The following is a 19,062-nucleotide window of genomic DNA, read 5'->3' on the forward strand; positions in this document are numbered from 1 at the left end:
TCCAAAGGGGAAGACCATGAACCAATCGCATCCCGGCCGGCGCCTTGAAACGGGCATTTCAGATCGCGGTATGGGCGACAATTCCGGACAGGCGGCGACCATCGCCATCCGCCTCAAGATGTTCAACAGCCTGTCGCCCTATGCCGGCGGCAGCGCGCCGCTGGCCATCGAGGTGCCGGCGGGAACGGTGATCGGCGATCTGGTCAGGCGTTTCGGCGTGCCCGCCGACAAGATATTCCTGGTCCTGGTCAACGGCAAGGACGTCACCCGCCAGCTGGGCGCGCCGGTCAATCTGGAGCGTGAACTGGACGATGGCGACGAGGTGGCCCTGTCCGGGCCGGTGCCCTATTCCTGGGGCTATGGCGCGCCCATCGTCTGATTACCCGCCGCCCCGCTGAAATGCCCGGTCCCAGGCGGCCAGGAAGTCCGCCCCGTCGCCCTGGGCGAAGGTGAAGGCGATGTGCAGCCGGGGCAGGCGAAGCAGGCCGGAAAGCACCAGTGGCGGCATTTCCTCCACCGTGACGGTGACGCCGCCCTCGACCATCAGGGTGCGTCCGTCGGCCCATTCGTAGGCGCGGCCGCGCAGGGCCAGCGGCAGGTGGCGGCGGAATTCGTCCAGCGCCATGGAGGCGACGCGCTCGCTGCTCATCCCCCTCCGATCGGCGGCCAGATGCTCACCACGTCGCCCTCGGCCAGCCGGGTGGTGGCCCTGGCGTCGGGGGGCACGAAATTGCCGTTCTTCAGCACCAGATGGCAGTCCTTTTCCGTCAGGTCGAAGCGGGCGATCAGGGCGGCGATGTCGGTGCCTTCGGGCACCTCCACCGGGGCGGCGTTGGCCACCGAGCCGGGCGGAAGAAAGCGGCCCAGCAGGGCGAACAGCTTCAGCGTCACCCGCATGGCGGCCTCAAGCTCCGTGCTCGCAGGCCACATAGGCCTCGGCCAGGCGCGACGGGTCGCGCTTCAGGCGCTCGATCCAGGCGCCCAGCCGCACTTCGGTCTGGATCAGGCCATGGATGATGCCGATCTCGCTGGTCATGCCCACCGTGTTGGCTCCGATCAGGCGGTCTGCGAAGAACTCCAGGCGAAGATAGCGGAAGCGGTCCTCGTCCACCATGCGCGCCTGCTGGCCGCCGTCCCTGCCCGACCATTGCCCGAAGGAGCAGGAAATCAGCCCCAGCGTCTCCAGGGTGTTCATGGCGAGCGAGCCGGGATAGGCGGTGGGCGTGCCGCTCATGTTCAGCGCCGCGATGCGGCCATGTTCCACCGCCGTGGGCTGGATGGCGTGGACCTCTTTCAGGCCGGTGCAGCAATTGAAGCCCTGGGCCACGTCACCCGCCGCCCATATGCCCTCGACGTTGGTGCGCAGGTGCTGGTCGACGACGATGCCGTCCTCCACCGCGATGCCCGAACCGTCGAGAAAGGCGGTGTTGGTCTTCACCCCGGTGCCGACGATGACCAGATCGGCCTCGGCGGTGCGCCCTGAATCCAGCGTCACGCGCAGTCCCGGTCCGGCCTGTTCGATGGCGGTGGGCCGCCCGGCGGTCAGCACCTCGACGCCCTTGGCCCGGCACCAGCGCATGATCATGCCGCCGGCGGTCTCGTCCATCATGGAGCGCACCATGCGCCCCGACGCGCCGCAGCTTACCGTGACCCTGGCGCCCCTCTGCACCAGGGATTGCAGGATGATGCACGACACGAAGCCCGCGCCCAGCAGCAGCACCCGGCAGCCGGGTTTCAGGTGCGGGTCCATGCGGCGCAGATCCTCCAGCGTCCAGCAGGACTGGACGCCGGGCAGCTCCAGGCCGGGAATGCGCGGCCGGGCCGGCGACGAGCCGGTGGCGATCAGAAGGGCGTCATAGGCCAGTTCGCCCCCGCCGGCCAGACGCACCCGCCGCGAGGCGGGGTCGACTCCCGTCACCCGGTCATGCAGGGCGGTGATGTCCAGCGCCTGGTAATGGTCCGGCTCCTTGCGCAGCCAGGTGCCGGCCTCGTCGATCTTGCCGGCCATGGCGTAGGGAATGGCCATGCGGGCATAGGGCGGGCCGGGCTCGCCGCAGACCAGGGTGATGGAGCCTTGGGAATCCTGATGACGCAGGGTCTCGGCGGCGATCACTCCGGCCGGGCCGCCCCCGACGACGACGTAGCGACGTGCCATGGCGGTTCCCCCCTCTGGTTCAACGATGCAGGGTCTGGACGAATCCGGTCATGAAGCGGGCGGGATCGGCCAGCAGTTTCTCCTTCATGGCGCCCAGGCGGCGCTTGCTTTGGATCAGGCCGCGCAGCGCTCCCACATGGTCGGTGGTGCCCACCGCCTGGGCGCCGATCACCACGTCGCCGGCCCCGTCGAATTCCAGGCGGAGATAGCGGAAGCCCGCCTCGTCCACCAGCCGGGCGCAATCGCCGCCATTGCCCTGCCACGCCCCGAATGAACAGGTGATCAGGCCCAGGGTGTCCAGCACGTTCATGTTGAGCGAGCCGTGATAGGCCTGGTCGTTGCCGGTCATGTTGTGGGCGGCGACGCGGCCATGGGCGGCGGCCGTGATCTGGATGGCGTGGACATGGGCCTCGCCCGAGATGAAGTCGCGCCCCTGGGCCACGTCGCCCGCCGCATAGATTTCGGCCAAGCTGGTGCGCATGTGGTCGTTGACCAGGATGCCGTGATCGAGATCGATGCCGGAACCGGCCAGAATTTCGGTGTTGGAGCGCACGCCCGCCGAGACCACCACCAGATGGGCCGGCAGGCTGGACCCGTCCGACAGCTCCACCACCAGGGAATCGCGGGCCTCGGCGGCGGGGCTGGCGGCCTTGGCGATGCGGCGGATGGCGGTGCCGGTCAGGACGCGCACGCCCTTGGCCTCGCACCAGCGCTTGAGCATTCCTCCCGCCACCTCGTCCATCATGCGCGGCACCATGCGGTCGCCCATTTCCACCACGGTCAGGCTGACCTGACGCAGGGCCAGGGCTTCCAGCACGATGGTGCCGACGAAGCCGGCCCCCAGCAGCACCACATGCGAGCCGGGAACGGCCAGGGCGGCGATGCGCCTTGCGTCGGCCAGGGTCCAGCAGGTGTGGATGCCGGGCAGGTCCAGGCCCTCGATGGCGGGCCGCAGCGGCCGGGCGCCCAGCGCCAGCAGCAGGCGGTCATAGGCCAGGGTCTCGCCGCCATCCAGGGCGATGCGCCTGGCCTTTGGGTCCAGGCCGGTCATCCGCCGTCCGGGCATCAGGGTGATGCCGAGGCGTTCATAATGGTTGGGACCCTTGCGCAGGTAAGTCCCTTCCTCGCCGACCTTGCCGGTCAGCAGATAGGGGATGGCCATGCGGGAATAGGGCGGCTCGGGCTCGTCGCCCACCAGGGTGATGGCCGCCCCAGGGTCCAGTTCGCGGATGGTTTCGGCCGCCGTGACCCCCGCGGGGCCGGCTCCGACGATGACGTGATGCATGGCCATTTCCCAAATAAGGAGCGGTTGTTGGTGTTACCCCACCCCCAACCCCTCCCCATCAAGGGGAGGGGAGGAAAAAGGGGGCCTCCCCATCAAGGGGAGGTTTTAGCCCCTCCCCCTCGTGGGGAGGGGGGGTGGGGGCAGGATCAAGCCAGATGCAGGCGCTTCAGGGTTTCGGCGGTGGGCACGCCGTCCGGCGTCCAGCCGCGCAGCTGGTAGTATTCGGGCAGCATCTTGTCGAGCCCGGAGGCCAGCCCCTTGGCCGGGCCGGTCTTGGCCGCGTCCTTCAAAAGGCGCTTGGGCAGGGTGTCGTCGGCGGCCGTCATGCCGGCCGCCAGATTGAACTGGCGTTCCAGCGTCCAGATGCGCTCGCCCACCTCCAGCAGGACTTCGGGCGTCCAGCTTCCTTCGCAGGCGGCGTCCAGCTGGGGGGCCAGATTCTCCAGGCTCCAGGCGAAGGTGGTGAAGATGCAGATGCCCGACGCGTCGAAGGCCGCGGTGGCGTCCTGGAACGCCTTGACCAGGCCCGCCTTGCCCTCGGTGGCCAGGGGATCGGTCTTGAAGGGAATGCCCAGCACTTCCGACGCCACGGTATAGGAGCGCAGGTGACAGGCGCCGCGATTGGAGGTGGCGTAGGTCAGCCCCATGCCCTGGATGCCGCGCGGATCATAGGCGGGGAATTCCTGGCCCTTGACCGTCATGGACAGGTCGGGCTGTCCGTATTTGGCGGTCAGCCGCCTGGAGCCCTGGCCCAGTTCCAGGCCGAAGCCCTCGCCCTTGCCGGTCAGCTCGGCCGCCTTGACCAGGGCCTCGGCCGAGCCGAATTTCAGGTCGATGCCGCCGGTCTGCTCCTTGGTCAGCACGCCCATCTCGTACAGTTCCATGGCCGCCGCCAGGGTCGAGCCGAAGGAAATGGGGTCGATGCCGTGCTCGTTGCACATGAAGTTGGCGAAGGTGCAGGCCTCGATGTCGTCCACGCCGCAGGCCGAGCCCAGCGCCCAGGCCGCCTCGTATTCCAGGCCGCCCGAGGGCTCCTTGTACTGGGGCCGCGACGCGATGGAGAAGTGGCCGGGATCCATGCGCGAGATGCGGCCGCAGGCGATGGTGCAGCCGAAGCAGGCGCCGTTGGTGGCCAGGTTGGTCTTGCCATCGGAAAGCCGCGGCTCGTGCATGGCCTCGGCCGAGATCTTGTGGGCGCCCTCGAACTGCACGTCGCGGGAATTGCGGGTCGGCATGGCGCCGATCTCGTTGATGACGTTCATCAGCACCTGGGTGCCGTATTTGGGCAGGCCCTGGCCGGTGACGGCGTTGTCGGCCAGCACCTTCTTCTGCTCGGTGGCGGCCTTGATGAAGCGGTCGGGGTCCTTGACGGTGACGCCCCTGGTGCCGCGCACCGCGACGGCCTTCAGGTGCTTGGAGCCCATCACCGCGCCGACGCCCGAGCGCCCGGCGGCGCGGTGCAGGTCGTTGACGATGCAGGCGTAGAGCACGCCCTTCTCGCCGGCGGCGCCGATGGAGGCGACGCGCAGCATGGGGTCCTGGTGCCGGGCCTTCAGGCCGTTCTCGGTCTCCCACACCGTCTTGCCCCAGAAGTCCGAGGCGTCGCGGATCTCCACGGTCTCGTTCTCGACCGAGAGGTAGACGGGCTTGGGCGAGCGGCCCTCGACGATGATCATGTCCCAGCCGGCGTTCTTCAGCTCGTTGCCGAAGAAGCCGCCGGAATTGGAGCAGGCGATGCAGCCCGTCAGCGGCCCCTTGGTCACCACGGAATAGCGCCCGCCGGTGGAGGCGGCGGTCCCCGTCAGCGGCCCGGTGGTGAAGATCAGCTTGTTGGCGGGCGACAGGGGATCGACCTTGGGATCGACCTCCTCGGTGAAGTACTTGGTGGCCAGTCCGCGCTGGCCCAGGTACTGCCGCGTCCACTCGCGGTTCAGCTCCTCGGCCTTGACGGTGCCCTTGGAAAGATCGACGCGGAGAAACTTGCCGGTCCAGCTCATGTCTCGTTCCTCCCCGGTCAGGCGTGGGCGTGCGACTGGGTGTCGGTCTTCACCGCCCAGGCGCGCATCTTGTCATAGCCGGTCTGCTCGGCATCCACATAGGTGATGGCCCCGGTGGGACAGGCCTTGGCGCAGGCGGGATCGCCGCCGCACAGATCGCACTTGGCCACCTTGCCGCTGTCGGCCACGTAGTTGATGGTGCCGAAGGGGCAGGCGATGGTGCAGACCTTGCAGCCCACGCAGGTGTTGTCGTTGACCACCTTGGCCTTGGTGGCGGCATCGATTTTGATGGCGTCCACCGGACAGGCCTGCAGGCACCAGGCCTGGGCGCATTGGGTGCAGGTATAGGGGACGAAGCGCGCCTCGGAATGGATGTCGAAGACGCGGATGCGCGACCTGGACGGGTTGAAGCTTCGTTCCTTCTCGAACGAGCAGGCCATTTCGCACTGGCGGCAGCCGGTGCATTTGGCCGGTTGAATGAGCAGCGACTTCTCCATCCGACGTCTCCCCTTCCGCAAGGGCGCCCGGGCATGGGCGCGCGGCGAAACCGGTCAGGGGAATCCGGCCGCGCGCGGCGGCCTGCGGCCCTTCGAGCCTTCCCCTGCCGATCCCAGACTTTTCAACCCCCGATACTCTAGCACGGGGGGAGTCCGGAGGGTATTGGAGAAAGGGATGATGCGGCTTTGCGCGCTTTTGCGGGCGGTGCTCGTAAAAATAACGTAAATATGCAAAATCTAGCGGAGCGTGTAAAATGCCGTGCCTGAAACGCAACCGGCCCGCCGCCTTCTCAGGCGACGGGCCGGCCGGTGCGGGTTTGCGCGGGGTCAGGCGGCGATTCGGGTCAGGGTTCCCTCGAGCCGGTCCTGGGTGGCGGCGTCCATGGCGAACTGGAAGCGGGTGGCGTTGTTTTCCGCTCCCACGATCCGGGCCTTCACCGGGACGTTGTCGATGGTGATCTCCACCTGGCTGCCGATGGGCTGGGGCAGCATCGTGTCGATGCGGCAGCCGTTCTGGGAGACGTCCACCATGGTGACGGTGGCGCGCGGCGTGGCGCCGACCTGCACCTGGATGGAGGTGCGACACGAGCGGCGCAGGGCGTGGCGGCGGTCGCCGGCGGTCTTGATGGCGGTAAGGAAATCCCGCACCTCCGAGGCCAGCTGATCGGACTGGCGTGACAATTCGTCGGCGCTGCCCAGCAACTGATGGGCAGCGCCGCCGGTGGTGGCGGCGCCCTCGTTGACCAGGGTGATGGAGGAGGTGACCTCGCGGGTGCCGCTGGAGGCCTGCTGGACGTTGCGGGCGATCTCGCCGGTGGCGGCGGTCTGCTCCTCCACCGCCGCGGCGATGGCCGAGGCGCTTTCGGTGATGCTGGAGATGGTGTGGCCGATGCCGCCGATGGCGGACACCGCGTCACGGGTCACCGCCTGCACCGAATTGATCTGGGCGACGATGTCGTCGGTGGCCTTGGCGGTCTGGTTGGCGAGGTTCTTCACCTCGTTGGCCACCACGGCGAAGCCCTTGCCGGCATCGCCGGCGCGCGCCGCCTCGATGGTGGCGTTGAGCGCCAGCAGGTTGGTCTGGGACGCGATGTCGTTGATCAGGGTCACCACCTCGCCGATGCGCGAGGTGGCCTGCGACAGCGACAGCACGATGCCGTTGACCCGCTCGGCCTCCTCGGCGGCGCGGCGCGAGATCTCGCTGGAATTGGCCACCTGGCGGGCGATCTCCTGCTCGGAAGCGGCCAGCTCCTCGGCGGCGGCGGCCACCGTCTCGACGTTGACCGAGGCCTGCTCGGCGGCGGCGGCCACCACGGTGGACTGACGCGAGGTGTCCTCGGCCACCGTGGTCATGGACTGGGCGGAATCGCGCAGCTGGTGGGCGGTGGCGGTGACGCCCTGCAGCACGGCGAAGACGCTGGTGTTGAAGTCGGCGGTCAGGCGCTCGATGGCCTCCTGGCGGCGGTTGCGGGCGGTCTGTTCGGCGGCCTGGGCGGCCTCCAGGCGCTGGCGGGCCAGGCCGTTCTCCTTGAAGATTTCCAGCGCCCGGATCATCTCGCCGATCTCGTCCTGGCGGCTGGTGTGGCGGATGTCCACCGCCAGATTGCCGTCGGCCAGCTCGCGCATGGCGGAAATGCTGCGCTTGAGCGGCAGGGCCAGGTTGCGCCGGGCGATGATCCAGCTGACCATGATGGTCAGCAGCCCCACCAGGACGGTGGCGGCCACCATGGAGACCAGGGTGCGGTTGGCGGCGGTCAGGAATTCGGCCTTCTTGATGCCCACATAGAGCACGCCGATGACGTTGCCGCCGGAATCGAGGATGGGGTCGTAGGCGGTCATGTAGGGCTCGCCCAGGATTTCCACCTCGCCGCGGAAGGGAGTCTTCTTGTTGAACACCGAATCATAGGCGGCGGTCTTGGCCAACTGAGTACCGATCGCGCGGGTTCCATCGGCCTTGATGACGTTGGTGGTGACGCGGGTGTCGCCCATGAACACCGTGGCGGTGCCGCCAACCAGCGTCTTGACCTTGTCGACCACCTCGAAATTGCCGTTGAGCACGTGCTCGCCCGCCAGGATCTTGCCGTCGGCGATGGAGAAGGTGGCGCCCTTGGCCTTCAGCGCGTCCCAGGCCACCTTCATGTTGGTGTCCACCCGCTCGCGCGCCGCGTCGACGGCGCTGGCGTGCAGCAGTGTCCGGCTCAGCAGGGTGACGCTTATTCCCAGAAGCAGGACCCCCGATACGGCCAGGGCCATGATGCGGGGAACGATCCCCAAGGTGGCGATGCGACGGCGAAGCGAAGCGAGCATGGCGAATCACTCATGATTTTATACGTAACTACACCTATGTATACGACATGCTGCGCTGCGGGACTATCCTGTAAATTGTCAGGTTGCGTCGCGAAATGTTGTATTGACGCATATAAGGGCTTGTGCGTGTGCACAAGCCCTTATGTGTCGCGTCGGGCGCTATGACGCCGCTTCGGGCTTGGCGTCGCTGAGGCTGTGGGCGGGGTGCTCGGGGCCGTTCGAGGGCATGACGCTGATCAGCGAGGCCACCAGCGCCGCCAGGAACGGCATGGCCTGCACCACCAGGGTCAGCGACCAGATGCGCACGTCGGGGTCGGTGAAGTTGTTCCTGGGGATCAAGACGGCGATGGCGGCGACGTAATGCAGCAGGGCCAGGATCGCTTCCGACGACGCCATCAGGAAGCCCTGGGTGAAGGCCGCCTTGTTGGCCATCTTGGGCGTACGCATGAAGGGCGTGGACTTGGTGAAGATGCCCTGCCACATGGCCCAGGCGATGGAATAGGTGAGGCCCATGCCGGCGATGGCCGCCAGGCCCCGACGCTTGAAGCCGCAATCCACCCGGTTCGAGTAGAGGAAGAAGTGGTGGAAGATCTTCGCCACGAATACGCCCACGGTGGGCAGGGTGAAGAAGGGCAGGGGGGTGCTGAAATAGCGGGGCGACAGGATCATGCCCAGCGACCAGGCCAGCGACGCCACGCAGAAGAGCAGGTAGAAGGCGTCGGCGAACCACGGCAGCCAGCCGGCCACGAAGTGGTACTTCTGTCCCGTGGTCAGGCCGGTGTCCTTGAAGGGAATCAGCGAGCGCCAGTGGGCCTTGAGGATCTGCACCGCGCCATAGGCCCAGCGGAAGCGCTGCTTCTTGTAGGCCATGAAGGAATCCGGCACCAGCCCATGGCCCAGGCGGTCCTGGACGTAGACCGAGGAATAGCCCGCCTTCATCATGCGCAGGCCCAGCTCGGCGTCCTCGACGATGCACCACTCGCCCCAGCGCCCGGCATCCTCCAGCGTCTTCTTGCGCACCAGGGTCATGGTGCCGTGCTGGATGATGGCGTCGGCCTCGTTCCGGAACACCATGCCGATGTCGAAGAAGCCGGCATATTCCCAGTTGATCATCTCCTTGAACAGGTCGTGTTCCCATTCGCGGTGATCCTGGGGCGCCTGGACGTGGCCGACCTTGGGGTCCTCGAAATAGGGGACCAGACCGCGCAGCCAGTTCTTGTCGACGATGTAGTCGGAATCCACCACGCCGATGATCTCGGCCTCGGGGTCGGTGACGGTGAGGCCGAAGTTCAGGGCGCCCGCCTTGGCGCCGGGCCAAGGCGCCAGATGGTAGAACTTCACTTTCTCGCCCAGGGACTTGCAGTACTCCTCGACGGGGCGCCAGACCTCCTCCTTCTTGGTGTTGTTGTCCAACACGATGATTTCGAAGTTGGGGTAGTCCAGCGCCATCAGGCTGTCGATGGTCAGCTTCACCATGGCCGGCGGCTCGTTGTAGCACGGCAGGTGGATGGAGACCTTGGGGAAGCGCTTGATGTGATCGGGCGGCAGCGCGGTGAAGCGGCGCTTGAACTTGCTGGCCCAGGTGAGCTCGGTCACCTCGATGCCGGCGATCAGCACCACGATCAGCAGCAACAGCTGGGCCGGCAGCATCAGTCCCAGCATCAGCCCGGTGCCGGGCGACACGTCGCGGATCACGGGCGTCGACATGGTCCAGATCAGAAGGGTGGAGGCGAACTGCACCAAGAGGGCGAAGAAGATCTTGCCGGGCAGGCGCAGCGTCTTCCACTTGCCCAGGAACCAGACGACGGGCAGCAGGGCGATCAGGGTGGCGGTGATGGCCTGGACCGGCCATTCCTCGAACTCCAGCACCGGATTGATCCAGCTGAACTTGGGCTTACGTTCGACGGTGTAGATGCCCCAGTGCTTTTCCGACGCGGTGTTGTCCAGGTTCACCTTCCAGGGCTGGTCGAAGGCCTCGACGATGTTGTAGTCGAGCTTCTCCTCGTGCGCCCAGTTGACGAAGTTCCTGAGGAACATGGCCTGGTTGATCAGCGACGGTTCCGAGACGCCGTAATTGCGCCCCGCCGACGGCCAGCCGACTTCGCCGATGAAGATGGGCTTGTCGGGATACTGGGCCTTGACGTCCCTGACCATGCGCTTGGTGAAGTCCAGCGCGTTCTCGATGTGGACGCCGCCGGGTTCCCAGAAGGGCAGGGTGTGGATGGTGATGAAATCCACCTCGCGGGCCAGTTCGGGATAATCCAGCCAGATGGCCCAGGCCTCGGCGGTGCTGATCTTCACCCTGTCGGGCAGCAGGGCGCGGGCGCGGCGCAGGTAGCGGATCATCTGGTCCGGTGACAGCCGGTGCAGGGTCAGGTTTTCGTTGCCGATGATCACCCGGTCGACATTGGGATTGTCCCGCGCGATGCGCACGATGTTGGCCAGCTCGACCTCGTTGCGGCCCAGGCGTTCGTCCAGCCAGGCGCCGGGCAGGGCCTTCAGGCCGTACTTGGCGGCCAGCTCGGGCACCTGGTCCAGGCCTTCCAGGGTGGAGTAGGTGCGGACCTGATGGACCTTGCCGGCCAGCATGGCCAGGTCCTCGTCCATCTCGGCCCGGGTGGGCAGCAGCCACTCGTCCATGTAGGGCAGCTTGCGCACGATGGTGGGGTCGTCGTCGGCGCGTCCCGGGCTGAACGAGACGGAATTGAGGGTGCCGGACCAGGGCAGGCCGCTCTGGGGGCGATTCATCATCGCCCAGAAGCCGAGATTGCCCAGAACGATCAGGAGCAGAACCACGAAGCCGGAAAGACGCATGATGCGCGAGATACCCGTATCGAGTTGCAGGGGCGGCCTTCCGTCCGTGCCCTTGACCCCGTCCTCACGGCGCACCCCATCGCCCACGCGGGGGCGTCGATAAGGGGAGCGGGCGAGGTGGAGCGGTGGCGGCGGGTGCCGTTCGAATCCCTTGAATACTATCTGGATTATTAGCCCAGAGGTCGCCCGCTGTCCATGGGGGTGACGACCGGCAAAAGCTCAAGCGTGCAATGCGTTCCGGCCATGCCGCGCCTGGATCGGGGGCGGCATGGCCGGGGACGCGTCAGGCGCGGCCGAAGACCCGCTTGAAAATGGTGTCCACATGCTTGGTGTGGTAGCCGAGATCGAACAGCTCTTCCAGGGTACGCGCCGGAATCTTGGCGGCCACTTCCGCATCGGCCTTGAGCAGGTCGAGGAAATTGGCGGATTCCAGCCAGACCTTCATGGCGTTCCTTTGCACCGCCTTGTAGGAATCCTCGCGGCTCATGCCCGCCTGGGTCAGCGCCAGCAGGACGCGCTGCGAGAACACCAGGCCGCCCAGCTGGTTGAGGTTCTTCTCGATGGCGTCGGGATAGACCACCAGCTTCTCGATCACGCCGGCCAGGCGGTTCAGGGCGAAGTCCAGGGTGACGGTGGCGTCGGGGCCGATCATGCGTTCCACCGAGGAGTGGGAGATGTCGCGCTCGTGCCACAGGGCCACGTTCTCCATGGCCGGGATCACCATGCCGCGCACGATGCGGGCCAGACCCGTCAGGTTCTCGGTCAGCACCGGGTTGCGCTTGTGGGGCATGGCCGAGCTGCCCTTCTGGCCGGGGGAGAAGTACTCCTCGGCCTCGCGCACCTCGGTGCGCTGCAGGTGGCGGATCTCGATGGCCAGATGCTCCACCGAGCTGGCGATGACGCCCAGCGTGGCGAAGAACTGGGCGTGGCGGTCGCGCGGAATCACCTGGGTGGAGACCGGCTCGGGCTTGAGGCCCAGCTTGGCCGCCACGTGCTCCTCGACCCGCGGATCGATGTTGGCGAAGGTGCCCACCGCGCCCGAGATGGCGCAGGTGGCGATGTCTTCGCGCGCCGACTTGAGCCGGCGGCGGTTGCGCTGGAACTCGGCGTGGAAGGTGGCGAATTTCAGGCCCATGGTCACCGGCTCGGCATGGATGCCGTGGGAGCGGCCCATGCACACCACGTCCTTCAGCTCGAAGGCCCGCTTTTCCAGCGCGTTCAGCACCCGGTCGAGATCGGCGAGAAGGATGTCGGCGGCCTGGGTCAGCTGCACGTTGAGGCAGGTGTCCAGCACGTCCGACGAGGTCATGCCCTGGTGGACGAAGCGGGACTGGGGGCCGATATGCTCGGCCAGCTCGGTCAGGAAGGCGATGACGTCATGCTTGGTCTCGGCCTCGATCTCGTCGATGCGGGCCGAACGGGCGGGGGTGTAGGGCTTGTCGCCCTTCTCCCAGATGATCTTTGCCGATTCCTTGGGAATCACGCCGATCTCGGCCAGGGCGTCGCAGGCGTGGGCCTCGATCTCGAACCAGATGCGGAAGCGGTTTTCCGGCTCCCAGATCTTGGTCATTTCGGCGCGGGAATAGCGGGGGATCATGGCGGCCTAGCCTCCTCGAACAAGCAAGGAGGGGGAAATAGCACGAAGGCGCTTCGGATTAAAGGCCGCGGATGCGTCCGTAATGGACGAAGTCGGTCCAGGTACGTTCCAGACGCTGCATGGTCTCCAGCGTGGTGTCCAACTGAGCCGCCGTCTTGTCGTCACCGCCCAGCACGCCGGACAGGTCGTCCTGCAGCTTGCGGATGGAATTGCACAGGGACAGGCCCTTGTCGGTCAGTTTCAGCCGAACCGAACGGCGGTCATGGGTGGAACGTTCCTGCATCAAGTAACCGCACTCGGTCAGCGCCTTGATGTTGTAGGAGACGTTGGAGCCCTGATAGTAACCGCGGTCCTTGAGGTCGCGGATCACCACCTCGTTCTCGCCGATGTTGTAGAGCAGCAAAGCCTGGACGGCGTTGATGTCTTCGATGCCCAGACGACGCAATTCCGTGCGCAAGACATCGAGGAAATGTCTGTGCAGGCGCTCGATCAAGCGAATTATGTCAAAGTATGGCTGGCTCACGGGGGCGGAGTATAGGGGCATTCCTTTGGCTCGACAACAGCCTATTACAGGCCGATGGTTGCGGCCGCCCCCGGAGGGCGGCTATTGTCCCTTGCGGATTTTGCGAAAGGATCGAGCGGTGAGCGCCAGGCCCAGAATCGTGGTGGTGTTCAACCAGAAGGGCGGTATCGGCAAGACTACCACCAGCGTCAATCTGGCGGTCTGCCTGGCCGAATTGGGGCGGAAGGTCATCCTGGTCGATCTGGACGCCCAGAGCAACGCCTCGACCAGCGTCGGGCTGACCTCGCCGGCGGCGACGGGCGCCTACCAGCTGTTGCGCGGCGAGGTGGACCTCGCCCACGCCTCGCGCGCCACGCCCTATCCCAACCTGCGCCTGGTCGCCGGTTCCGACGATCTGTCGTGGGCGGACGTCGAGATCGCCGTCAAGCCCGAGCCGCAATACGTGCTGGAGCGCGCCCTGGAAACCACGCCCGCCGACGTGGATGTGGTGGTGGTGGATTGCCCGCCGGCCTTCGGCATCCTGTCGGTCAACGCGGCGGTGGCCGCCGACGCGGTGATCCTGCCGGTGGTGCCGGCGCCGCTGGCGCTGGACGGCCTGCACAAGGCGTGGTGGAACATCCAGCGGGTGCGCACCCATTTCAACCGTGAACTGGACACCATGGGCATCCTGTTCACCATGACCGAGGACAGCGACGTCATGCACCGCATCACCGATGCGGTCATCGCCTCGTTCGGCGGCCGGGTGCTTCCCGTCAGGGTGCCCCGCGACATGAAGGTGGTGGAATCGGCGGCCCGCGACCTGCCCCTGGTGATCTTCGAGCCCGAAAGCCCGGCGGCCAGGGCGTATGTCCATCTGGCCGATTTCGTCGATGCCCACATGCTGGAGCCGCGCGCTCCCGCCGCCGCGCGGCCGGCGGCCGGGATGCCGCCGGAGGGCGAGGAGGAAGAGGAACTGCCCCCCGTGCGTCCGTCGCCGCCGCTCGAACCCGGGCCGCAGCCCGGTCCCAACTGGGACCAGCAACTGGACGAGACCGTCGATCTCCTGCCCGAAATATCCAACCTGCGCTGGAAGGTCGGCGTCGGGATCATGATGATCCTGCTGGGCTTCTGCCTGGGCTACGCCTTCGGCCGCTGGATGTATTTCGTCCCTTGAGTCATACCAAGAAGCGCTGATCGAAACCGATCATCGCATCGCCCTCAATCGCCGGGCGCCGCCCGTGGCGGCTTGGCTCCCGCCGCATAAGCGGCGCGGCCCCTCGGGCCTAGCCAAACCGCGATGAGTCGGGCTCATCGCGGTTTGGTATCACCCCTCCAGCAAAGTGATGCCGGCGGCCAAAGCCAGGGTGAAGCTTGCGCCCACCGCCAGCAGATAGGCGGCCTGGGCCGCGCCGTGCCACAGTCGGGCGGGAAAAGCCTTAGTGAAATTGTCGGAATTGCGCATGTGCGTCTCCTCTGAGCGGGTGTCGTTCAGGGAATATATCCGAGCACAATGGTTAGGTATTTGACTTTGGTTAGGCGAGGATCCGCGTGGCGGGCAACCGCACCGTGATGCGGGTCCCCTTGCCCAGGGCGCTGTCCAGGGCGACGCTGCCGCCATGGGCTTCCACGAAGTGGCGCACGATGGCCAGCCCCAGGCCCGAGCCCTGATGGCGTCGCGACAGGGATGAATCCGCCTGATAGAAGGCCTGCCAGACCTTGGCGTGGTGTTCGGGGGCGATGCCGATACCGGTGTCGCTTACCGTCAATTCGACGCCTTCGGGAGTGCGGCGGGCGGACAGGGTCACCGTGCCGGGGCCGGGGGTGAATTTGAGGGCGTTGCCGGTCAGGTTGAGCAGGACCTGACGCATCCGCCTTGGATCGAGGCGCATGCGCGGCAGGCCGGGGGGCAGGTCCATCACCAGCTCGACGCCGGTGATGGCGGCCTTGTGCTCCAGCAGGCGGGCGGTACTGCGGATCAGTTCGTCCGGGTCCGCCTCGTCCTCGTCCAGTTCGGTGCGTCCCGCCTCGATGCGCGAGACGTCGAGAATATCCTCGATCAGCGCTTGCAGGTGCAGTCCGGCCGAATGGATGAGATCCATGTATTCGAGGTAGCGGTTGAGATCCATGGTCCCCACCGCGCCGGCCAGGGCGGCCTCGGAAAACCCGATCACCGCGTTGAGCGGGGTGCGCAGTTCATGGCTGACCGTGGCCAGGAACTGGGATTTGGCCCGGTTGGCGGCCTCGGCCTCCTGCTTGGCGGAGATCAGGGCGGCCTCGGCCCATTTGCGCTGGGTGATGTCGCGGCCTTCCGGCACGACGAACAGGATGTTGCCGTCCTGGTCGGGCACCGGCTTCAGCGAGAAGTCCACATAGGCGATGCCGCCGCCCGCATCCACATGGGTGGTCTCGAAGCGCACGAATTCGCCCTTTGCCGCCCGGCTGATACCGTCGCGCAGCAGGGCCCGTTCCTCCGGTGAATGCTCCCACCAGGGCGTCTCGGCGAAGTGCATGCCCAGCACCGGCGCGATGGAATCCAGGCCGATGAAGGCCAGCGCCGTGCGATTGGCGTCCAGCAGCCGTCCGTCGGGGGACAGCAGGCCGATGAATTCGAAGGTATTCTCGATGATCGCCCGCATTTCCACGTTGACCCGCAGGCTGTCGCGCAGGCGGGTTTCCACTTCGGGGGCGAACTCGACCAGGATCTGGCTGCCGGGCAGGGGCGTATGGGAGCAGTCGGGGCCGTCCACCCAGTCGGGGCGCGTGCCGACCAGGCGGCTTTCCGCAAGCCCAAGCGCCCGCGACAAGGTTTCCCCCACATGGATCAAGTTGCCGTCAGGGCCAAGGACGGCGAAGGCGCGAGGCGAGTTGGCAAAGGTACCAGGAACGGAGTGAGTCAAAATCGGCGATCCCCATACGACGACGGGCAATTGTCGCATGCGGCGAGGAATTCATGAAATTGAATAAGGTATAATTTAGAAACGGCGCGGGCGGGGCGGGGGCAGGCGTTCCACTACGTCGCCCCAGAGGTCGTAATCCTCGGCCGCCTCCACCTCGACGATCACCAGATCGCCGGGGGCGAGATCGGTTTCGCCGTTCATGAACACCGCACCGTCCACCTCGGGGCTGTCGGCCTTGGAGCGGCCGATGGCGCCTTCCTCATCCACTTCGTCGACGATGACCTCGATGCGGGTACCTTCCTTGGCGGCGCCGCGCTCGTCGGCGATCTGGCGGGCGGCCTCCATGAAGCGCTGGTGGCGTTCCTCCTTGACGTCCTCGTCCACCTGATCGGCGAAGGCGTTGGAGGGCGCGCCCCTGACGTCCTCGTACTTGAAGCAGCCCACCCGGTCCAGCTGGGCCTCCTCCAGCCATTCCAGCAGGGCCTCGAAATCGTCGTCGGTCTCGCCGGGGAAGCCGACGATGAAGGTGGAACGCAAGGTCAGGTCGGGGCAGGTCTCGCGCCACGAGCGGATGCGGCCCAGCACCTTTTCCTGGTTGGCCGGGCGGCGCATGGACTTCAGCACGTTGGGGCTGGCGTGCTGGAAGGGGATGTCCAGATAGGGAAGGATCCTGCCTTCCGCCATCAGCGGAATGATCTCGTCCACATGGGGATAGGGATAGACGTAGTGCATGCGGATCCAGATCCCCAGCTCGCCCAGGGCGCCGGCCAGATCGGTGAGGTGGGCCCGCACCGGACGGCCGCGCCAGTCGCTTTCGGCGTGGCGCAGGTCGAGGCCATAGGCGCTGGTGTCTTGCGAGATGATCAGCAGTTCGCGCACCCCCGATTCGGCCAGGCGCTCGGCCTCGCCCAGCACGTCGGCCGCCGTGCGGCTGACCAGTGGGCCGCGGATGTCGGGGATGATGCAGAACGAGCAGCTGTTGTTGCAGCCCTCGGAAATCTTCAGGTAGGCGTAGTGGTGCGGCGTCAGGTGCAGGCCTTCGGGGGGCACCAGCGCCAGCTTGGGGTCGTGCAGCGGCGGCACCGTGGCGTGCACCGCCTCGACCACCGCCTGGTACTGGTGCGGGCCGCTGACCGCCAGCACCGAGGGGTGGGCGGCCCGGATGGCCTTTTCATCGCCGCCCATGCAGCCGGTGACGATCACCTTGCCGTTCTCGGCGATGGCCTCGCCGATGGCCTCCAGCGATTCCGCCCGCGCCGAATCCAGGAAGCCGCAGGTGTTGACGATCACCACGTCGGCGCCGTCGTACTCGCCGGTGATGTCGTAGCCCTCGGCGCGGAGCTTGGTCAGGATGCGCTCGGAATCCACCAGGGCCTTGGAGCAGCCGAGGCTGACGATGCCAACCTTGGGATTCGTCTTGGTCATGGGATTATCGCGCCTGCCTTGGGAAATTCGCCGTGACTTAAGCGGGAATCCCGGGGGAAAAGCAAGCGTCGCGCCATCAATCCCATAATTCCTGCAATGACATTCGTTTCTTAACAGACTTACGGAAAGAATGCACAATAGGACAGGAAAGGCGCGAAATGTCCGATCTGTCCCAGGCCCTGTCGCTGGCCATCGAACTCGTCGTATCCCTTGATCCGCAGGTGCTGGGCATCGTGCGGCTGTCGGTGCTGGTGTCGGGGGCGGCGGTATTGCTGGCCGCGCTGATCGGCCTGCCGCTGGGCGCGATGCTGGCGCTGGGGGCGTTTCCGGGGCGCGGCGCGCTGGTGGTGATGCTCAACGCCTTCATGGGCCTGCCGCCGGTGGTGGTGGGGCTTGCCGTCTATCTGCTGCTGTCGCGGGCCGGGCCGCTGGGCGAGGCCGGGCTGCTGTTCACGCCCGCCGCCATGGTGGTGGCCCAGACCCTGCTGGTCCTGCCCATCGTCGCCGCCCTGGCCCGGCAGGTGGTGGCCGATCTGTGGGAGGAATACGGCGAGCAACTGCGGTCGCTGGGCGTACCGCCCGTGGGGCGCATGCTCACCTTGCTGTGGGACGGGCGGTTCAGCCTGGCCACCGCCGTTCTGGCCGGATTCGGGCGCGCCTGCGCCGAGGTTGGAGCCGTGATGATCGTCGGCGGCAATATCCGGGGTGTGACGCGCACCATGACCACCACCATCGCGCTGGAAACCAGCAAGGGCGACCTGCCGCTGGCCCTGGGGCTGGGGCTGATCCTCATCGCCCTGGTGACCGCCGTCAACGCGGCGGTGTTCGTGATCGGTCAATGGGCGCGGCGGAGGATGGGATGAGGGCGCCCGACACCATTCTTCCCCTCGTCCTCGACCGGGTGGGCTTCGCCGCCGACGGGCGCATGCTGCTGGAGGACGTCACCCTGCGGCTGGAGGCGGGGCTGCGTACGGTGATTCTCGGCCCCAACGGCGCGGGCAAGAGCCTGCTGCTGCGCCTGTGCCACGGATTGCTGCAGCCCAGCGCCGGCGCGGTCCATTGGAGTGGCGGGGATGGGGAAATGGTGCGGCGGCATCAGGCCATGGTCTTTCAGCGCCCGGTTCTGCTGCGCCGCTCGGCGGTGGCCAATATCCGTTATGTCCTGGCTTTAAGGGGCGTCGCCTGGGGCAGGCGGGCCGCGCTGGCCATGGAGGCGCTTGAGCGTTTCGGGCTCGCCCATCTGGCCCAGCGTCCGGCCCGGGTGCTGTCGGGCGGCGAGCAGCAGCGTCTGGCCCTGGCGCGGGCCTGGGCCGCGGGGGCCGAGGTGCTGTTTCTGGACGAGCCCACCTCGTCGCTGGATCCGGCGGCCGCCCTGCAGGTGGAGATGGCGGTGCAGGAATTCCACACCGCCGGCACCAAGGTGGTGATGACCACCCATGACCTGGGCCAGGCCCGCCGCCTGGCCGACGAGGTGGTATTCCTGTCCCGTGGCCGCCTGGTGGAGCACGCCCCGGCGGGAGAATTCTTCAAGGGGCCGAGATCGCCCCAGGCGCGGGCCTTCCTGGCCGGCGAACTGGTCTGCTGAC

The 19,062-nt window shown here is 66.8% G+C and carries 17 protein-coding genes; 4 read left to right on the forward strand and 13 right to left on the reverse strand.

The genetic code is table 11. The features are described from left to right. Positions 1-16: 16 nt before the first annotated feature. The gene (locus WV31_RS18885; protein ID WP_085374999.1) at positions 17-379 is read left to right on the forward strand and encodes a MoaD/ThiS family protein; all 363 of its coding nucleotides are present in this window, start codon (positions 17-19) and stop codon (positions 377-379) included. Here the strand turns inward: WV31_RS18885 and WV31_RS18890 are convergent, their stop codons facing one another. The 10 genes from WV31_RS18890 to WV31_RS18935 form a co-directional block, all read right to left on the reverse strand. Further along, a complete protein-coding gene (locus tag WV31_RS18890) occupies positions 380-649 on the reverse strand; it encodes a hypothetical protein (RefSeq protein WP_085375000.1) in 270 nt (89 codons plus the stop codon). It abuts the gene before it with no gap. Continuing rightward, complete coding sequence (gene thiS / locus WV31_RS18895) at positions 646-897, reverse strand: sulfur carrier protein ThiS (RefSeq protein WP_085375001.1); 252 nt, start codon at positions 895-897, stop codon at positions 646-648. The genes WV31_RS18890 and thiS overlap by 4 nt, the downstream gene beginning before the upstream one ends. Before the next feature lie 7 nt (positions 898-904). Continuing rightward, a complete protein-coding gene (locus WV31_RS18900) occupies positions 905-2,155 on the reverse strand; it encodes an NAD(P)/FAD-dependent oxidoreductase (protein WP_085375002.1) in 1,251 nt (416 codons plus the stop codon). 19 nt (positions 2,156-2,174) lie between these two features. Then, the gene (locus WV31_RS18905) at positions 2,175-3,440 is read right to left on the reverse strand and encodes an NAD(P)/FAD-dependent oxidoreductase (RefSeq protein WP_085375680.1); all 1,266 of its coding nucleotides are present in this window, start codon (positions 3,438-3,440) and stop codon (positions 2,175-2,177) included. Between the two features lie 146 nt (positions 3,441-3,586). After that, positions 3,587-5,437, reverse strand: coding sequence for an aldehyde ferredoxin oxidoreductase family protein (locus WV31_RS18910; RefSeq protein ID WP_085375003.1), 1,851 nt, complete (start codon positions 5,435-5,437; stop codon positions 3,587-3,589). A gap of 17 nt (positions 5,438-5,454) precedes the next feature. After that, positions 5,455-5,934, reverse strand: coding sequence for a 4Fe-4S dicluster domain-containing protein (locus tag WV31_RS18915; protein ID WP_085375004.1), 480 nt, complete (start codon positions 5,932-5,934; stop codon positions 5,455-5,457). A 327-nt stretch (positions 5,935-6,261) separates the two neighbouring features. Further along, positions 6,262-8,241 carry a methyl-accepting chemotaxis protein gene (locus WV31_RS18920; RefSeq protein WP_085375005.1) on the reverse strand — a complete coding sequence of 660 codons (1,980 nt, stop codon included), beginning with the start codon at positions 8,239-8,241 and terminating at the stop codon, positions 6,262-6,264. A 159-nt stretch (positions 8,242-8,400) separates the two neighbouring features. Further along, positions 8,401-11,130: a glycosyltransferase gene (locus WV31_RS18925; protein WP_237051380.1), complete on the reverse strand. Its 2,730-nt coding sequence runs from the start codon at positions 11,128-11,130 to the stop codon at positions 8,401-8,403. A gap of 208 nt (positions 11,131-11,338) precedes the next feature. Continuing rightward, positions 11,339-12,652 carry an adenylosuccinate lyase gene (purB, locus tag WV31_RS18930; protein ID WP_085375006.1) on the reverse strand — a complete coding sequence of 438 codons (1,314 nt, stop codon included), beginning with the start codon at positions 12,650-12,652 and terminating at the stop codon, positions 11,339-11,341. A 58-nt stretch (positions 12,653-12,710) separates the two neighbouring features. Beyond that, positions 12,711-13,196, reverse strand: coding sequence for a MarR family winged helix-turn-helix transcriptional regulator (locus WV31_RS18935; protein ID WP_068433222.1), 486 nt, complete (start codon positions 13,194-13,196; stop codon positions 12,711-12,713). Between the two features lie 97 nt (positions 13,197-13,293). Here WV31_RS18935 and WV31_RS18940 point away from each other — a divergent pair, with 97 nt between their 5' ends. Next, positions 13,294-14,328 carry a ParA family protein gene (locus WV31_RS18940; protein WP_085375007.1) on the forward strand — a complete coding sequence of 345 codons (1,035 nt, stop codon included), beginning with the start codon at positions 13,294-13,296 and terminating at the stop codon, positions 14,326-14,328. Positions 14,329-14,478: 150 nt separating this feature from the next. Here WV31_RS18940 and WV31_RS22225 read toward each other — a convergent pair whose 3' ends face one another. From WV31_RS22225 to rimO, 3 genes are all read right to left on the reverse strand, one after another. Beyond that, on the reverse strand, positions 14,479-14,616 hold the full coding sequence (locus WV31_RS22225; RefSeq protein WP_168185992.1) for a hypothetical protein: 138 nt from the start codon (positions 14,614-14,616) through the stop codon (positions 14,479-14,481). A 70-nt stretch (positions 14,617-14,686) separates the two neighbouring features. After that, positions 14,687-15,958 carry a sensor histidine kinase gene (locus WV31_RS18945; protein ID WP_237051381.1) on the reverse strand — a complete coding sequence of 424 codons (1,272 nt, stop codon included), beginning with the start codon at positions 15,956-15,958 and terminating at the stop codon, positions 14,687-14,689. 168 nt (positions 15,959-16,126) lie between these two features. Continuing rightward, a complete protein-coding gene (gene rimO / locus WV31_RS18950) occupies positions 16,127-17,476 on the reverse strand; it encodes a 30S ribosomal protein S12 methylthiotransferase RimO (RefSeq protein WP_085375009.1) in 1,350 nt (449 codons plus the stop codon). Between the two features lie 158 nt (positions 17,477-17,634). On the opposite strand from rimO, the gene WV31_RS18955 reads away from it, so the two are divergent. Continuing rightward, positions 17,635-18,339, forward strand: a complete 705-nt coding sequence (locus WV31_RS18955) for an ABC transporter permease (protein WP_085375010.1) — start codon at positions 17,635-17,637, stop codon at positions 18,337-18,339. After that, entirely contained in the window at positions 18,336-19,061 is a 726-nt protein-coding gene (locus WV31_RS18960; RefSeq protein ID WP_085375011.1) for an ATP-binding cassette domain-containing protein, read from the forward strand. Before WV31_RS18955 ends, WV31_RS18960 begins: the two co-directional genes overlap by 4 nt. Position 19,062: the final 1 nt, after the last annotated feature.

The organism is Magnetospirillum sp. ME-1 (assembly GCF_002105535.1).
Taxonomy (GTDB): Bacteria; Pseudomonadota; Alphaproteobacteria; order Rhodospirillales; family Magnetospirillaceae; genus Phaeospirillum.

Coding starts and splice junctions, on each gene's coding strand:
- WV31_RS18910 (WP_085375003.1), bottom strand. CDS start 5,437: ATGAGCTGGACCGGCAAGTTTCTCCGCGTCGATCTTTCCAAGGGCACC.
- WV31_RS18920 (WP_085375005.1), bottom strand. CDS start 8,241: ATGCTCGCTTCGCTTCGCCGTCGCATCGCCACCTTGGGGATCGTTCCC.
- WV31_RS22225 (WP_168185992.1), bottom strand. CDS start 14,616: ATGCGCAATTCCGACAATTTCACTAAGGCTTTTCCCGCCCGACTGTGG.
- WV31_RS18890 (WP_085375000.1), bottom strand. CDS start 649: ATGAGCAGCGAGCGCGTCGCCTCCATGGCGCTGGACGAATTCCGCCGC.
- WV31_RS18915 (WP_085375004.1), bottom strand. CDS start 5,934: ATGGAGAAGTCGCTGCTCATTCAACCGGCCAAATGCACCGGCTGCCGC.
- WV31_RS18905 (WP_085375680.1), bottom strand. CDS start 3,440: ATGCATCACGTCATCGTCGGAGCCGGCCCCGCGGGGGTCACGGCGGCC.
- WV31_RS18935 (WP_068433222.1), bottom strand. CDS start 13,196: ATGCCCCTATACTCCGCCCCCGTGAGCCAGCCATACTTTGACATAATT.
- WV31_RS18900 (WP_085375002.1), bottom strand. CDS start 2,155: ATGGCACGTCGCTACGTCGTCGTCGGGGGCGGCCCGGCCGGAGTGATC.
- WV31_RS18955 (WP_085375010.1), top strand. CDS start 17,635: ATGTCCGATCTGTCCCAGGCCCTGTCGCTGGCCATCGAACTCGTCGTA.
- WV31_RS18885 (WP_085374999.1), top strand. CDS start 17: ATGAACCAATCGCATCCCGGCCGGCGCCTTGAAACGGGCATTTCAGAT.
- purB (WP_085375006.1), bottom strand. CDS start 12,652: ATGATCCCCCGCTATTCCCGCGCCGAAATGACCAAGATCTGGGAGCCG.
- WV31_RS18960 (WP_085375011.1), top strand. CDS start 18,336: ATGAGGGCGCCCGACACCATTCTTCCCCTCGTCCTCGACCGGGTGGGC.
- rimO (WP_085375009.1), bottom strand. CDS start 17,476: ATGACCAAGACGAATCCCAAGGTTGGCATCGTCAGCCTCGGCTGCTCC.
- thiS (WP_085375001.1), bottom strand. CDS start 897: ATGCGGGTGACGCTGAAGCTGTTCGCCCTGCTGGGCCGCTTTCTTCCG.